Genomic DNA, 17,304 nt, shown 5'->3' with positions numbered 1-17,304 from the left:
GTTGTTGCTGGGTATAGCGTGAAGGGCTAAAAAAATCTCAAAAAAAGGAGGCTTGCCGTAACTTTTTCCTTTGCCCGACCACAGATAGTTAAAATCGAATCCCTTGGCCGATCAACAAAGAAAAGAAGCTTTCGCCGAACAAATTGCAGGCAATGAGGCATTGATCTGGAAGATCTGCCACCTGTATGGCAATACACCAGAAGACCGGCAGGATCTTTTCCAGGAGATCATGGTGCAGACCTGGCAATCCTTCGACCAGTTTCGCGGAGAAGCAAAATTCAGTACCTGGGTGTACCAGGTGGCGCTCAATACCGCGATCTCGGGTATTCGTAAAAAACGAAGATCGATCACGATAATGCCACAGGAGGTGATGTCGGATATGGCAGATCATTCTCCCCCGGATGATGAGCAATTGCAAATGCTGCACAAAGCCATTCGCCAATTGAACGGGATTGAAAAAGCGCTTACCCTGCTGTACCTCGAAGACAGATCATACCGCGAAATGGAGGCGATCCTGGGCATCAGTGAAGCAACACTACGCGTGAAAATGAACAGGGTAAAAGAAAAACTAAGAAAACTCACTAAAGCATAACGTTATGGAACTGGACGACCTGAAAGCTACCTGGAAAAATAGTACATCAAACCATACATCCACATCTAAAAACAAAATCATGGAACTCAGTCAACAAAAGAGCTACGGCCCGGTGGCCGCGCTGAAAACCGCTTTGGGAAAACAAGTAATGATCATCCCGTTTCTGATCGTCGTGCTGATCGTACAAGCGTTGAGAAAGCCCGATCTGCAGGCTGATCCCTTTTTCGGTCTTTTTGCAGGGATCATCGTATTGGCATCCGCCTTTTTCGTATCGGCCTATTTTATTCTCGGCAACATGAGCCGTTCAGATGCACCCGTGGCAGATCGGTTGAAAAGCCAGGTGCGCTCGCTCGGCCAACTCTTGTGGTGCTACCGCCTGGTTTCACTGGCAGGGGTGGTGATGCTCGCCGTATTCCTCGAAGTTTTTAAAGGAGTAGGAACGGCCAGGTTGATGGAGCCCTGGTATGAGATCGACAGCTGGTTACGGTGGGGTACTTATGCCGTGTTGTTGATCATTGTTTTCATCTTATCCCGGTCTCGTTTTCACAAGGATTTCGGCAAGCACCTGGACGAGATCAGGCAAAACCTTTCAGCCATCGAATAGCCATGGATTTTTAAAGCATGAAGCCGGTCCTTTGGACGGCTTTTTGCCGTTGTGGGAGGCACAGGTGATTTGCTGATAATGGGCTGGTATGGTTACTGTAATATATTGTAATTAAGCTAATGTGGGTGACGTGTGCAGGCTGCTAGGAAGGATATCTCGAAATCATTTCGTAAATTTGCGCCTTCTTACAACGACATCATAACACATTATAATAAATGATTCATTTCTTTGAGAACCAAAAGGACTTCGTCTATTGTGTTCAAACAGAAAACGATCTCTCTCCGGAAGACATTCAAAAGCTCAACTGGCTCTTTGGCAACGCGCAAAAACTTCCCGAAAATACGGTCAACCGTTCTTATGTAGGCCCCCGCGCCGCGATGGTAACTCCCTGGAGTACCAATGCTGTGGAGATCACGCAGAACATGGGTATCGCAGGCATTATCCGTATTGAAGAATTTGCCGCCGTGCCAGCCGACTTCAACGATTTCGATCCGATGATTTCGCAGAAGTACATCGCCTTGACCCAGGATATCTTCACCATCAACATCAAACCGGAAGGCATTCTGGAAATAGAGGATATCGCTGCTTACAACAAGCAGGAAGGTTTGGCGCTGAGTGGGGAAGAAGTGGAATACCTGAACAATCTCTCTAAGAAGATTGGCCGCAAGCTGACGGACTCTGAGGTATTTGCCTTCTCACAGGCCAATTCGGAGCACTGCCGCCACAAGATCTTCAACGGCACCTTTGTCATCGATGGTGAGGCCATGCCGACCTCCCTCTTCAAATTGATCAAAAAGACTTCTGAAACGAACCCCAACGATATCGTTTCGGCGTATAAAGACAACGTAGCGTTTGTAAAGGGGCCAACAGTAATCCAGTTCGCGCCCAAGTCGGTAGACAAGCCCGACTTCTACGAAGAAAAAGAATTCGAGTCTGTACTTTCCCTGAAGGCAGAAACACACAATTTCCCGACGACGGTTGAGCCTTTCGCAGGCGCAGCCACCGGTTCTGGTGGCGAGATCCGCGACCGTTTGGCGGGTGGCCAGGGTGCCCTGCCCTTGGCTGGAACAGCGATCTACATGACCGCTTATTCCCGTTTGCTGGAAGACAGGCCCTGGGAAAAAGCCATGGAGCCCCGTAAATGGTTGTACCAAACCCCCATGGATATCCTCATCAAGGCTTCTAACGGAGCTTCTGATTTTGGCAACAAGTTTGGCCAGCCCTTGATCACCGGCTCTGTATTGACCTTCGAACATGAAGAGAATGGCCGCAAGCTGGGATATGATAAAGTGATCATGCAGGCAGGCGGTATCGGATACGGTAAACTGGATCAGGCAAAAAAACATACACCCAAAGAGGGCGATAAGATCGTTATCCTGGGTGGAGAAAATTATAGGATCGGTATGGGTGGTGCCGCAGTATCTTCTGCTGACACTGGCGCTTTCGGTTCCGGCATCGAACTGAATGCGATTCAACGTTCCAATCCGGAAATGCAAAAGCGTGCTGCCAACACCATCCGGGCGTTGGTAGAGCAGGGTAATAACCCGATCGTTTCTATCCACGACCACGGTGCAGGTGGACACCTGAACTGCTTGTCGGAGCTGGTAGAAGAAACGGGTGGATTGATCGACCTGGACAAACTGCCTGTGGGAGACCCCACCCTGTCGGCCAAAGAGATCATCGGCAATGAATCGCAGGAAAGGATGGGATTGGTGATCGGCGAAAAAGACATCGATACTTTACAACGTGTAGCCGACCGCGAGCGTGCCCCAATGTATACAGTAGGCAACGTAACGGGTAACCATCGCTTCACTTTCCAGTCAGCCACCTCTGGTGTTAAGCCGATGGATTTTGCACTGGAAGATTTCTTCGGCTCTTCGCCCAAGACGATCATGAAGGATAAAAAGATCCAGCGCCCCTACAGCGAATTGACCTATGATGTAAACAAAGTGCCCACCTACCTGAGCCAGGTATTGCAGTTGGAAGCAGTGGCGAGCAAAGACTGGTTGACCAATAAGGTAGACCGTTGTGTGGGAGGCCGTGTAGCCAAGCAACAAACTGCCGGACCGCTGCAGCTGCCTTTGAACAATGTGGGTGTGATGGCGCTGGATTATAAATCGAAAGAAGGGATAGCCACTACCGTTGGTCACTCGCCATTGACGGCGCTGGTTGATCCGGCAGCCGGTTCCCGCAATGCGATCGCTGAAGCCTTGTCCAACCTGGTGTTTGCGCCCATTAAGAATGGACTGAAAGGAGTTTCCCTCTCCGCCAACTGGATGTGGGCTTGTAACAATGAAGGTGAAGATGCACGTTTGTACGAGGCGGTAAAAGCCTGTTCCGACTTTGCCATCGCATTGGGCATCAATATCCCGACAGGAAAAGACTCGCTGTCGATGAAGCAGAAATATCCTCACGGGGATGTGATTGCACCGGGTACGGTGATCATTTCTGCCGCGGGTAACTGTACGAACATCAGAAAAGTGGTAGAGCCTGTGTTGTTAAGAAGTGCAGGTTCGGTGTACTATATCGGATTGTCGAAAGATGCTTTCAAATTAGGTGGTTCTTCCTTTGCACAGGTCAACAACAAGATCGGAACGGAAGTGCCAACGGTCAAGGATGCGGCCTATTTCGCCAAAGCCTTTAATACGATCCAGGAGCTGATCAACAACGATCAGATCGCAGCCGGCCACGATGTGGGATCTGGTGGTTTGATCACCACATTACTTGAAATGGTGTTTGCTGATGTGAACCTGGCAGCGGATTATGACCTGAGTGGTTTGCAGGAAGCTGATACTGTGAAGGTATTGTTCAATGAGAACATCGCCCTGGTGCTGCAACCCAAGCATGATGCGGCCTTTGAACAGGCGCTTCAGCAAGCCGGTATCGAGGCCGTGAAGATTGGTGTGGTGAAAGAAGGAACTGAGGTAAGCCTCACAAACAATGCGGAGTCTTTCACTTTCAATGTGAGCGAAACACGTGATACCTGGTACAAGACTTCCTTCCTGCTGGACCAGAAGCAATCAAAGAACGGAACCGCGATCGAGCGTTTCAATAATTATAAAGTACAGCCGCTTCGCTATAATTTCCCTACGCAGTTCAACGGAAAGAAACCAGCGATCGATACCTCCAAGCCACGTCCGAAAGCTGCCATCATCCGCGAGAAGGGGTCCAACTCGGAACGGGAAATGGCTAATGCCATGTTCCTGGCAGGCTTTGATGTGAAAGATGTGCACATGACCGACCTGATCTCCGGCCGCGAAACGCTGGAAGATATCCAGTTCATCGGGGCTGTAGGTGGATTCTCCAATTCGGACGTACTGGGTTCTGCCAAAGGCTGGGCCGGTGCGTTTATGTACAACGAGAAAGCGAAAAAGGCATTGGACAATTTCTTTGCCCGCCCCGATACCTTGTCGGTGGGTATTTGTAACGGTTGCCAGTTGTTTATGGAGCTGGAATTGATTCACCCTAATCATCCGGAGCATGGTAAGATGTTGCACAATACCTCTGGCAAACACGAGTGTAACTTCGTTTCCGTAAAGGTGCAGGAGAACAACTCGGTCATGTTGAAAACACTCGCGGGATCAACATTAGGAGTATGGGTGTCGCATGGTGAAGGTAAGTTTAACCTGCCCAACACCGAAGATCAGTACGGCATCGTAGCGAAATATGCTTACGACACGTACCCACACAATCCCAACGGCTCTGGCTACAATACCGCCATGCTGTGTGATGCTACGGGTCGTCACCTGGTGACCATGCCGCATATAGAGCGTTCTATCTTCCAGTGGAACTGGGCCCACTATCCCGAAGGTCGCAACGACGAAGTGAGCCCCTGGATCGAAGCATTCGTAAATGCCCGGACCTGGTGCGAGACGAACAAAAAATAAAGACGGATAGTCCAAATAAAATCCCACTCATTCGAGTGGGATTTTTTTATTAGGTACCTGGTTGACTCAACAACCTACTGCAAAAAGTTATTTACTCCGCCACGATCACTTTCACACCCATCTTCTCGATCTTGTTGACGGTATCCTTGCTGACTTCTCCATCGGTGATGATGTAATCGATCTGGTCCAGGTTGGCGATCTTACCCAACCCGCGGCGGTCAAATTTGGAACTGTCGGCCAGCACCACGACGGTTTGGGCCAATCGGATCATTTTTTGATTCAGACTGGCTTCTACGATGTTGGTGATGGTAAGGCCATGATCGAGGTCGATGCCGTCTACGCCCAGGAAGAGTACACCGCAAGACAGCTCATCGAGTATTTTTTCGGCAAAGAAGCCAGCGGTCGAAGACGAACTCTGGTGAACGAGGCCTCCGAGTTGCAGGATTTCTACATTGGGACGGTTGATCAACTCCAGCGCTACTTTCAGGGCCGGGGTAATCACGATAATCCTTTTCTCAGGTTGTAATTGGCGGGCTACTTCAAATACGGTAGTGCCGGAGGCGATGATGATAGAATCATTCTGACCGATCAGGCCCAGTGCCGCTTTGGCAATCTTCTTTTTTTCGTCGGACTTGATAAACTCCTTTTCGTCGATGGGTCGCTCGATTGCGTAGGGGTTGTTGATCGATCCACCACCACGGGTGCGGAAAAGCAACTTTTTCTCTTCCAACAGTTTCAGGTCTTTCCGGATCGTCACGCCGCTTACCTGCATTTCATCCATTAACTGCGGAATGCTCACCTGCCCCTTTTCCGAAAGCTTCTTGAGGATGAATTGGTGCCTGTCTGTGATCGTTTTCATATAATAAAGTTATGTTTCACAAAGTTGTCTTTTATTCCCAATATTTTCAAAAGCTTCCAAAGAGTTTACGATTTAGTAAAGTTTCTGGCTACTTGCTCACCTATTTATACTTACAAAAGCTTTCTTTTTATTTAAAATTGTTTACTTTGATTTAAGTTGGTTACATTTGGTTTGTATTATTGGTACAAACGAAAGCAAATATCTGCTTTTTTACGCCAATTTTGACCACGATTGCCTTTTTCGTCCCGTTATTTCTTAATGATTTGTTTACTGAGGGATAATGTTTTGTTTAATTATGGATCATTCTTTTGCAAAACGTTAATTCTTTAAAAACTAAATGAAACGAAATGAAAGGAATTGACGGGGTAGGAAATAATTAGTTGGATTAAAAACTAAAAGCTGTTATGAAAAAAACTCCCTGCTTTGCCCTAATACAGCAGCAAAGCAATCCCCGGAAACTAGCCGGCAGCTGGCTCCTCAGCCTGTTATGCCTTTTGTTACTTGCTGTGCCTGCCGCGGCACAATCGAAGCGGATCACCGGAAAGATTACGGACGAACAAAACAAACCACTGGAAGGGGTTAGTGTAAGCCTTAAGAGGGCTGGCACCGGAGCGGCCAGTAATGCTGCAGGCGAGTACGCGCTCGAAGTAGCCAACGGGTCCGACGTATTGGTTTTCTCCATTGTTGGGTACGTTGCCAAAGAAGTGGTGATCGGCAATTCGCCGGTGATCAATGTGAGCCTTCAAAAAGACGTTGCGGGGTTGAATGAAGTCGTGGTGGTAGGTTATGGAACGCAGAAAAAGGCCAACCTGACGGGGGCTATTGCGGTGATCGGTAGCGCGCAGATGGAAAGACGCCCGAATACCTCCACCTCCAATGCATTGCAGGGCCTGGCAGCCGGTGTAACCGTTACCTCACAAACCGGTTCGCCGGGTGGTGATGGCGGCCAGATCCGTATCCGTGGTATTAACTCCTTCGGAGGATCCAGCAGCAATCCGCTCGTGATCATCGATGGGGTGGCAGGTTCTCTCGACGATGTAGATGTTAACCTGATCGAGTCGATCTCCGTATTGAAAGATGCTGCTTCGTCAGCTATCTATGGGTCCAGAGCTGCCAATGGGGTAATCCTGGTCACCACGAAAAGAGGAAAAGATAAGCTATCAGTAAACTATAAGGGATTCGTGGGTAAGCAAACGCCCACTGCTATTCCCAAAGTAACGGATGGCTTGACATACATGAAGGTGTTCAACGACGCCAGCATGAACGACAACGGTATCAAGATCTATAGTGATCAGGATATCGAGAATTTCAGGAAGAAGTTTGAGGCTGATCCGAAAAATTACGATTGGCAGGATGCCATTCTGGATGGCAGCGGATTGCAACAAAATCACTTCATTTCTTTGACGGCTAATAGCGGCATTATCCGGGTGGCCCCATCGCTGAGTTTCACCGACCAGGAAGGGATCATCAAGAATACCAATTTTAAACGGTACATCTTCCGCAATAACCTCGACATAACGCCCAGTAAGAAAGTGAACATTCGCTTTGATGTGGCCGTCACCAACCGTAACCGGAAGCAGATTGCCGATGAAGGAACCATCTGGAATTACCTGGGTAGAATGCCTACCAATATCCCCATTCGCCAGGGCGACAAATGGTCCGACGGCTGGGTGAAGATCAACCCGGTGGGATACATCGAAAATGGCGGTAACCGCAAAACCAATAACCTCGAGTTTTACGGAAACCTCAACCTGACCTACAAGCCGGTGGAGTGGTTGTCGCTGACCGGTATGTTTGCTCCCCGCTACCTCACGACCAATGTGCACACCTTCCGCAAAAGCGTGATGACCTATTATGAAGATGGGTCAGAGGCTGGAGCTGCCAACACCTTCACCGAATTGAACGAGTCGGCCATGCGTTATTTCTATGGCACTTATCAATTCCAGGCTACGGCGCAGAAAAGTTTCGGTGATCATAACTTTAGCCTGATGGGCGGCGCTTCGCGCGAAACCTATGATGAAAAGCTGCTGTCTGGTTACAGAAGAGATTTCGTGTACGACACCTACGAGCAACTGACGGCTGGTGCCGACAACGCCACCAAGGATAACAACGGTACACAGAACCAGTGGATCCTGATCTCCAGCTTTGGCAGGTTCAATTATGACTTCAAAGGAAAGTACTTGTTTGAAGCCAATTTGCGGTACGACGGCACATCGCGTTTCACTGGTCAAAACCGCTGGGCTGCCTTCCCTTCTTTCTCTGCAGGCTGGCTTGTTTCGAGAGAAGATTTCTGGGACAATATGAGTTCAGTGGTAAACATGTTGAAGCTTCGTGGATCCTGGGGCAAGCTGGGTAACCAGAACATTGGGTCTTCTTATTATCCTTTTGCAGAAGCTCTGTCGTTGAGCAGTGTGTCTATGGGCGGCAATATGTACCAGATGATTACCCAGACGACCTTGTCCAACCCCAACCTGCGGTGGGAAGAGACAGTCATGAAGGGTATCGGTGTAGACGCCAACCTCTTCAAAAAATTATCGGTAACATTCGATTACTACGACAAAAGAACGGACGGTATCCTGATGAAGTTGAATACTTCGCAGCTTACCGGATTGGCTTCTCCTTATCAAAATGCCGCGGTCGTTACCAACAAAGGCTGGGAGCTTTCTGCACGATATGATGACCGGATTGGTGATTTCCAGTTTGGTATCGGCTTCAACCTGTCGGACGTTAAGAACAAGATCGTTGATATGAAAGGCCAGACTTCCGGCGACCTGTTGCGCCAGCAGGAAGGTTACTCCATCAACTCGATCTATGGATACCTGGCGGATGGACTCTACCAATCGCAGGAAGAGATCAACGCCGGACCTGTACAGATTGGAACATTGAAACCGGGTGATGTACGGTACAAAGACCTGGCAGGCGCCGTAGACGCCAATGGTAAGTCGATCCCCGACGGAAAGATTACCGATGCTGATAAAGTGATCATCGGTAACACCATCCCACGCTACACCTATGGTGGTAACCTGGATCTGGGGTGGAAAGGCTTTCGCCTGGGCGCCCTCGTACAAGGCGTAGGTAAAGTGGACGGCTACCTCAATGCGCACTATGTAATTCCTGCGGCCAACTCCAGCTCCATCAAGCCCTGGCAGTTAGATTATTGGACACCTGAGAACAGGGATGCAGCATTGCCCCGTGTGTCAGTTACTTCCACCAACAATACCCAAAACTCCACCTTGTGGATGCGGAGCGCAGCTTATCTCCGACTCAAGAATGTACAATTGGGATACGAAGTGCCCCAATCGTTCCTGAAGAAGGTGGGATTGCAAAAAGCATTCATCTACGTAAACGGACAGAACATTTTTACCCATACCAAGTTTTACGAGGGATATGATCCCGAGATCAATTTTGACGCCGGTGCAGCAGATGGTGTGTCATTGGGCGGCGGCAATTTCTATCCCCAGGTTAAGGTATTCACATTTGGTATCGATATTAAATTCTAAGAACAATGAAACGCAATAACTCTCTTCATAAAATAGCGGCCATTGCCGTCGGGTCGATCCTGGCCCTGTCTTCCTGCAAGCCCGACCTGCAGTCACTGAATGGACCATCAACGGGCTCCTTTCCGGCAAATGCCAAAGAAGCCGAAATGGGATTGTTCGGCGCCTACCAGATCATCAGCAAAATGGATGCGGCCAGTACACCCATCTGGCATGTCTTGGATAATATTACCGATATCGGGTTTGCCCGTCCGGGTACCAACTATACCTCGCCCATCACCAGTGCTATTACGACCGACAATGCGCTGACCAACAAACCCTGGCAGGTACACTACCAAACCATTGCCCGGGTACATACGGTGCTCGACAACCTGGAGAAGCTGAAAAGCACAATGACGGATGCGGGGTACAAACAACTGGATGCTGAGCTGCGGTTTGTTCGGGCCTATTGTTACTCGCAACTGATCGAGCTCTATGGCGGCGTTCCTTTATTGAAACATGCGGTTGACCTGAGCAATGCCAGCGTACCAAGAACGCCCAAGGCGGAAATCGAACAGTTTCTGTTGGATGAGCTGACGGCGATCGCAGACAACCTGCCTCCTTCCCAATCTCAGTTTGGCAACGTAAGAGCATCGCGCGTGGCTGCCTATATGCTGAAAGCTAGAGTAGCCCTGTACGCAAAAAAGTATAAGGACGCAGCAACGGCGGCCAACACCGCCATTACCCTGTCTAGTGGCCAACATGACCTGACGCCTTTTAACAGCACCATCAACTTCGTGGGCAAGGATCATACGACCGGTGAGCCCGAGCTCTCCAACATATTCGGCCATGCAGGTTTCAAGACCAGCAAAGAGTGGATATGGGTCACCGAGTACAACATGAATATTCCCGGCAATACGCACAACCAGCAATACTACTCGGCTTCCCGCCTGGGTAAGGGTGTATGCTATTGGGGTCCTACGCAAGACCTGATCAATACTTTCCAGGCGAAAGATGGGTTGCCCATCACAGAGTCTCCGTTGTATGACGCTGCCAAGCCATTCGAAAACCGCGATCCAAGATTGGATATGTATTGCGCGCGTCCACACGCCCGCTACGTGGGCTATCAGTTTGAGCCAGCAACCAGTTTCACGACCGTGAAGAATTACTGGCCGGTGATCAATGGCCAGGCAACAACCGCGCCTTCCGTGGCGAATGCTGATGCCACGAATGCTTTCAGGTCGTTCAGTGGCTATCTCTGGCGCAAGCCCATTGACCTGGTTGATTTCAATTCTACTTCTGTAAGTGGCGTGTCTGACCTCAATGTAGGGATCTTCCGCTTTGCGGAGTTGCTGCTGATCTACGCCGAAGCAAAGATCGAGGCCAATGAATTGGACAATACCGTTTACGAAGCAATCAATCGCATTCGTCGTCGGGCACTGATGCCTGAATTACCAACCGGATTGTCGCAGGCGCAATTGAGAACAGCCCTGCGTTATGAGCGTAAAGTAGAGCTGGCCAATGATGGCCTTCGCTGGTACGACCTCCGTCGCTGGGGTATTGCCAATAAAGTCATGAATGGCTATATCTACCTGAACCGGGATGCCAAAGCATGGACCAAAAACGTGCTGACTGGATTTGACGATAGTTATACACCGCTCTATAACCACACGGAGGCAATTAAATATTTCACGACACAACAGGTCGTGTACAAAGAGCAGAAAGATGAGTACTGGCCGGTTCCCAAATCCGAAATGGATGCCAACAAAAAATTGGAGCAGAATCCAGGATATTAAAATGGGAAGGTGCTGTTTCAAAGATCATTAAGTTCATGGAATGAAAGTATTGCTTAGCCCTGATAAGAGACGTTGGTTCATCGTTGCCATTATTTTCCTGGCCATAGTATTCAACTATGTCGACAGGCAGATCGTGTCTATTCTGAAACCAGTACTGAAGGCAGAGTTCACACTCGACGACAGGGGCTATGCAATGATCCTGAACATTTTTACGATATGTTATGCCGTCATGTATCCGGTTACCGGATGGATGGTAGACAGGTTTGGGGCCAGGCTGGTGATGTTTTATGGCATCATCACCTGGTCCCTGGCCTGTATAGGCGGTGGCTTATCCAGGAGCATTGGCCAGTTTAGCTTTTTTCGTGGCTTGTTGGGAGCGGCAGAGCCCACCAACTTTCCGGCCCAATTGAAAGTAATAGCCGTTTGGTTTCCGGGGAAGCTGCGCGCGACTGCCAACAGCCTGTGTGTGGCGGGTAGCTCGATTGGTGCCATCATTGCGCCACCAGCCATTGCCTGGTTGGCACTTACCTATAGTTGGCAGGTGGCTTTCCTCACCATGGGGGCTATTGGGATACTGATTGCGCTGTTGTGGAAACTCGTGTACAGAGATCCTCCGGCAGCCGTGTTGGCAGCCTCCACTACATCCGCCACGGGCGTACCGGTAGAGCCGTTCCAGTGGAAGCAGCTATGGGGTACCCGCAGTTTATGGGGCATACTGCTGATTCGATTTGTCAGTGACCCCGTGTGGTACTTTTGCCTGTTTTGGTTGCCGGGGTATTTGCAGGAGTCTTCCGGACTTACATTGGCGCAGGTAGGTATGTTTGGCTGGATACCTTTTTTGTTTGCCGACCTGGGTGCCATTGCCACTTCTGCCTGGTCCGACAGGTTGGTTCGAAAAGGATGTGCACCCTTAAAGGCAAGGAAAATGATGCTGACCCGGATTGCGGTGCTAAGTCCCCTTTGCGCGTTGACACCCTATCTGGGTGGCGCCTGGGCAACGCTGGCTGTATTCAGCATTGTGGCCATAGCGTGCCTGAGTTGGCTCTTTACCGTGAGTGTGGTCGTGGCAGAAGCCTTTCCGGTCAAGAATGTCGCCAGCGTATTAGGAATCGCCGGAGGGTTTGGCGCATTGGGAGCTGTATTGTTCAACTATTTCGTGGGCCAATTCATGGGTACACTCGGGGCAGAAAAAATATTCATCGCCATGGCGTTCCTGCATCCATTGGCGGTTCTGATCCTGTGGACGATGGTAAAGCCGGAGAAGCCAAAGCCGATGCTTCAATGAACATAGATTATTAAACTAATAAACTGTAAATACAATAGCATGTCAAAAACATTCACAGAGCCAGCCAGAGAAATTGCGGTGCGAAAAGAAACAGATGTACTGGTTATTGGCGGAGGCCCTTCCGGTATCATGGCGGCCCTGGCGGCAGCGGAAGATGGATTAAATGTAATGCTGGTAGAGAGCCGCAGTTTTGTAGGTGGCAATATGACGATCGGCTTGCCCATCCTCGGATTTCTGGGGCAAAAGGGTAACCAGATCATCAAAGGGCTTCCCCAAAAGCTGATCGACCGGTTGAAAGCGGTACAAGCCTCCAGCGAACACCGTCCTTGTCCATTGCACATGAGTCTCACCCTGGTAGAGCCGGAGGCTGTGAAAACAGTCGCCCTGCAAATGCTGGTAGAAAGCAAGGTGGAGGTGTTGTTCTATGCGTTCTGTGCGGGTGTGGTAATGGAAGACGATGCTTTGAAAGGAGTCATCATTGAAAGTAAAGCTGGACGCGAGGTGATCCTGGCCAAAACGGTTATCGATTGTAGCGGAGATGCGGATGTGGCCTACCGCGCCGGTGTTCCCTGCGAATATGGTAATGAGCATGGAGGTGTACAGCCGCCCACCTTGATGTTTTGCCTCGGCGGCGTAGATACCGAAAAGTTGCGCACGAGCGTTGCAGAAGAACCCAGAACATACTTGACCGATTTTATTCCAGCCGAGTATTTTGGGCAAAACAATCAGTTCGTGCTGGTAGGTATGCGCAACCTGATCAAGAAAGCACAGGATGCCGGATTGACCCTGACAACCGAACGCACCATCCTCATTACCGGATTGCGCAAAGGCGAGGTGTGGGTGAACATGACACGCGTAAGTGGCGTCAATGGAACCGATCCCGGAAGTCTTACCCACGGAGAAATTGAAGGCAGGCACCAGATACACGATATACAGCAATACCTGATAGAATACGTGCCCGGCTTTGAGAATGCCTATTTCCTGAAAACGGCCCCCTTCCTCGGCATTCGCGAAACCAGGCGCATACAAGGGCAATACACCATGACGCGCGACGACATCATGACCTGTCGGCACTTCGACGATTCGATAGCCGTGGCTAGCTATCCCCTCGATATCCACCACCCACAAGGTGGCGGCTGTACGCTGGAATGGTGTGGCGATTGTTATGATATCCCTTATCGCTCGCTGATACCGCAAAATGTAAAGAACCTGATCGTGGCCGGACGTTGTATTTCCACCACCCACGAGGCGATGTCTGCCATCCGCGTGATGGCACCCTGTATGGCCATGGGCGAAGCGGCAGGCCGCGCGGCAAAGATGGCGGTTCGCCAAGGTGTTCAGCCCGCAGCGATCGATGTCACACAACTACAGCAGGAACTGCTGGGCAGCGGCGCTTACCTGCGTATTCCCCAAGCAACATTCGCATCATAAAAATAAGTATCATGTCATCTGGCAGAAGACAATTCATAAAAGGAATAGGAGCCGCCGCATTATTGCCGGTATTGCCGGCTGTCGTAAAAGCGGCAGACGCAACACCCGCGAAGTCGGGTACCCACCGCATCCTGAGTTGCAATATCCGCGTAGCGTTGGATGAAGACGAGGCGAAAGGGCTGGGATGGTCAGCGCGAAAGGATATCTGTCTCAAAGTGATCCGGGATAGAAAGCCCGACATTGTCGGCTTTCAGGAAGTGCTGAAGGTGCAGGCCGATGATCTCAGGAGATATTTTACCAACTACCACTTATTTGGCTTTGATGGTCCGGAGATGGATGCCCATACGACTGGCTATTACGGGATCGCCAAGAACCCCATCCTGTTTTCCAAAGACCGTTACGAGTTGCTGACCGGTGGTACCTACTGGCTATCCGAAACACCCCTGGTAGCGGGTAGCAAGTCGTGGGATACGGCAAGGGCCAGGCATGCCAACTGGGTACGGCTGAAGGAAAAGAAGACCGGAAAAGAATTAAGGCTCATCAACCTGCACCTGGATCACATATCGGCCGAAGCAAAGATCCAACAGGCGAAAATGGTGGTAACCGAAAGTGCCCAATACCTGCCCAGTTACAATCAATTGCTCACCGGAGATTTTAACAGCCGGTTCGATAGCAACGTATTTGACGCCGTAAGGCAGGGAGGCTGGAAAGAAAGTTATGAATCCATTCATGGCGAAAAAGAGGCGGGCCATACCGGTCACGAATTTCAGGGAGCTGCTTATGATAAAGCTTCCTCCAAAGGAAGGATCGACTATATCTGGTACAGGGGGCAAATAAAGCCAACAGACGCAACCATTATAAAAGATGCCATCAATGGCAAATACCCCAGTGATCACTTCTTTTTACAGGCAGACTGTATAATCGACTAAACGAATTACCAATGATGAAAAGATTTTTTGTTTGCATAGGCTTGTTGTTGGGAGTCGTGTCCCTGGCTGTTTCCCAGGACAAGTATAAGAAACCTGCCCTGGAGCAAAAAGGATCCTGGTCAATGATCATGGTGCCGGACCTGCAGAACTACGTAAAATGGCAAAGAAATCAACCCCTGGTGGATCTGATGATGGCCTGGATCGTAGACAATATCGATACCCTTAATATCAAGATGGTCATGGGCGTGGGTGACCTGGTGGAGAACGACGGCAAGATTACCAACGATTACGATGGAGATCAAACCTCCAAGAGTCAGTGGGAATATGTCTCCAAAGCGTTTAGCAAGTTAGATGGCAAGGTGCCTTATATGGCTGCCACGGGTAACCATGACTACAGCATCGATCCCAAAGGCAACCGTACCTCCATGTACAGTCAGTTCTTTACGACAGAGCGAAATCATTTGAACCAGAAACTGCTGGTGCAAAACACCCGCAACGAGCAGGGGCAACCTACGTTGGAAAACTCGGCCTTCGAGATCAAAGGGCTGAATGGTAAAGACTACTTGTTTATGACGGTAGAGTTTGGTCCGCGTGATACCGTCCTCGCCTGGGCACACCGCGTAGCTGCTTTGCCACAATACAAAAATCACCGGGTGGTATTGGCTACCCACGAATACCTGAATGCCAAAGATGCGCGTACAACTGGTAAGATCAATTGGATCTACTGGGAGCCTTACAATGTTGACAACATGATCCAGAAGTCGCCTCGCATCGAACTGCCGGGCGCCAACAATGGTCAGCAGATCTGGGAGAAGACCGTGCAACCGGCTTCGAATATTGAATTGGTGTTGTGTGGTCATATCTCCGGCGAAGGGTACAGAAAGGACAAGAACAACGCAGGAAAAACAGTACACCAGATCTTGTTCGACGCACAGTCGATGGGTGGCGGACACCGTGAAGGCAATGGAGGAGATGGATGGCTGCGGATACTGGAATTCTTTCCTGATGGGAAAACCGTAAAAGTAAGAACATTCTCTCCCCTGTTCGGCATATCGCCGACAACGCGCCAGTTTGCCTGGAAGTTGGATGCGCGGAATGAATACACGATCCGGTTCGACTAGAACACACCATTAAACGATTGCTGCATATGAAAAGAAACGAGACCATTGCTGACAAGTTGGGCATTCCTATGCCCTTGCTGCCAGGGTACCTGGGCATTTTGATCTTTATGATGGGCGACGGCATGGAAACTGGTTGGCTAAGCCCTTATTTGATAGAGCGCGGTATGAGCATGCAACAAAACGCTACATTGTTTACAGCCTACGGGGTGACGATTGCCATTGCTTCCTGGTTTTCGGGAGTCATGGCAGAAACATTTACACCAAAGAAGACCATGCTGATCGGTCTGCTGACCTACCTGGCAGGTACGATCGGGTTTGTGGGTATTGGTCTGAAGGACCTCAATTATGCTACGATGCTGATCACCTATGCCCTGCGCGGCTTTGGTTATCCCTTGTTTGCCTATTCCTTCCTCGTATGGGTTTCCTATGCTACGCCGCCTGCTGCACTGGGTCGCGCGGTCGGCTGGTTTTGGTTCGTATTTACCGGCGGACTGAATGTGTTGGGTGCCTTTTATTCCAGTTGGGCCATTCGTGCGCTGGGGCATATCCCGGCGTTATGGAGTGCTATCTTCTGGGTGTTGTTGGGCGCATCCTTTGCCCTGCTGTTCAACAAAGCGCCTTTCCGGGTCAATGAACAGGCGAAGGAAAACAAGTGGAAAGAGCTGCTGAAAGGGTTGACGATCGTGCGCACAGAGCCCAAGGTGGCGATTGGTGGCATCGTTCGGGTGATCAATACGACAGCACAGTTTGCCTTTCCCATCTTTTTGCCAACCTATATGGCATCCCATGGGTTCAATACCACCGATTGGTTATACATCTGGGGGACCATCTTTACCAGCAACATCGTTTTTAACCTCGTGTTTGGGTTTGTTGGTGACCGTTTGGGCTGGCGACAGACGATTGCCTGGTTTGGTGGCGTAGGCTGTGGTATTACCACCTTGTTGCTGTACTACATGCCGCAGTATGCGAATGGAAGTTATTGGCTGATCATGCTGGCGGGCATCGCCTGGGGCGCTTGCCTGGCGGGATATGTGCCGCTTTCTGCTCTGGTGCCGTCATTGGTCAAAAAAGATAAAGGGGCCGCGATGGCCATTTTGAACCTGGGCGCCGGATTGCCGGTTTTCGTAGGGCCCGCGATCGTGGGTGTATTCATAGGCCTGGCTGGTGTAAAAGGCATTATGTGGATATTGGCGGGCTTGTATTTTATCAGCGCGTTGCTGACACGCTTCATCACGTTGCCGGCTGAAGCTGCCGGTAAGGAGCCTATAGTGACCGCTGCAGATACATCGGTATTGCCATCGTGAAATAATAGAATGATTGTAAA

Annotated in this window: 11 protein-coding genes; 10 read left to right on the top strand and 1 reads right to left on the bottom strand. The window is 50.0% G+C overall.

The annotated features are described in order from the left end of the window. The first annotated feature begins 103 nt into the window (after nt 1–103). From P2W70_RS07585 to purL, 3 genes are all read left to right on the top strand, one after another. On the top strand, nt 104–592 hold the full coding sequence (locus P2W70_RS07585; RefSeq protein WP_276480835.1) for an RNA polymerase sigma factor: 489 nt from the start codon (nt 104–106) through the stop codon (nt 590–592). A 79-nt stretch (nt 593–671) separates the two neighbouring features. Further along, the gene (locus P2W70_RS07580; protein WP_276480834.1) at nt 672–1,196 is read left to right on the top strand and encodes a hypothetical protein; all 525 of its coding nucleotides are present in this window, start codon (nt 672–674) and stop codon (nt 1,194–1,196) included. A 215-nt stretch (nt 1,197–1,411) separates the two neighbouring features. Continuing rightward, nucleotides 1,412–5,083: a phosphoribosylformylglycinamidine synthase gene (gene purL, locus P2W70_RS07575; protein WP_276480833.1), complete on the top strand. Its 3,672-nt coding sequence runs from the start codon at nt 1,412–1,414 to the stop codon at nt 5,081–5,083. 91 nt (nt 5,084–5,174) lie between these two features. On the opposite strand, the gene P2W70_RS07570 is transcribed toward purL, so the two are convergent. Then, on the bottom strand, nt 5,175–5,942 hold the full coding sequence (locus P2W70_RS07570; protein WP_276480832.1) for a DeoR/GlpR family DNA-binding transcription regulator: 768 nt from the start codon (nt 5,940–5,942) through the stop codon (nt 5,175–5,177). Between the two features lie 404 nt (nt 5,943–6,346). On the opposite strand from P2W70_RS07570, the gene P2W70_RS07565 reads away from it, so the two are divergent. From P2W70_RS07565 to P2W70_RS07535, 7 genes are read left to right on the top strand one after another with little or no spacing between them, the layout of a single operon-like run. After that, on the top strand, nt 6,347–9,442 hold the full coding sequence (locus tag P2W70_RS07565; RefSeq protein ID WP_276480831.1) for a SusC/RagA family TonB-linked outer membrane protein: 3,096 nt from the start codon (nt 6,347–6,349) through the stop codon (nt 9,440–9,442). A 5-nt stretch (nt 9,443–9,447) separates the two neighbouring features. Next, nucleotides 9,448–11,214 carry a RagB/SusD family nutrient uptake outer membrane protein gene (locus P2W70_RS07560; protein WP_276480830.1) on the top strand — a complete coding sequence of 589 codons (1,767 nt, stop codon included), beginning with the start codon at nt 9,448–9,450 and terminating at the stop codon, nt 11,212–11,214. A 40-nt stretch (nt 11,215–11,254) separates the two neighbouring features. Continuing rightward, nucleotides 11,255–12,499, top strand: a complete 1,245-nt coding sequence (locus P2W70_RS07555; protein WP_276480829.1) for an MFS transporter — start codon at nt 11,255–11,257, stop codon at nt 12,497–12,499. A 39-nt stretch (nt 12,500–12,538) separates the two neighbouring features. After that, nucleotides 12,539–13,930 carry an FAD-dependent oxidoreductase gene (locus tag P2W70_RS07550; protein WP_276480828.1) on the top strand — a complete coding sequence of 464 codons (1,392 nt, stop codon included), beginning with the start codon at nt 12,539–12,541 and terminating at the stop codon, nt 13,928–13,930. An 11-nt stretch (nt 13,931–13,941) separates the two neighbouring features. Beyond that, nucleotides 13,942–14,859 (top strand): endonuclease/exonuclease/phosphatase family protein, encoded by a 918-nt coding sequence (locus tag P2W70_RS07545; RefSeq protein ID WP_276480827.1) that lies wholly within the window; start codon nt 13,942–13,944, stop codon nt 14,857–14,859. An 11-nt stretch (nt 14,860–14,870) separates the two neighbouring features. After that, entirely contained in the window at nt 14,871–15,980 is a 1,110-nt protein-coding gene (locus P2W70_RS07540) for a metallophosphoesterase family protein (protein WP_276480826.1), read from the top strand. Nucleotides 15,981–16,006: 26 nt separating this feature from the next. Further along, the gene (locus P2W70_RS07535) at nt 16,007–17,284 is read left to right on the top strand and encodes an MFS transporter (RefSeq protein WP_276480825.1); all 1,278 of its coding nucleotides are present in this window, start codon (nt 16,007–16,009) and stop codon (nt 17,282–17,284) included. The last annotated feature ends 20 nt before the right edge of the window (nt 17,285–17,304 follow it).

It is taken from the genome of Paraflavitalea pollutisoli (genome assembly GCF_029360705.1).
Lineage (GTDB): Bacteria > Bacteroidota > Bacteroidia > Chitinophagales > Chitinophagaceae > Paraflavitalea > Paraflavitalea pollutisoli.
Note: the sequence above shows the minus strand (reverse complement) of the source record. Positions and strands in the feature narration are given on the sequence as shown.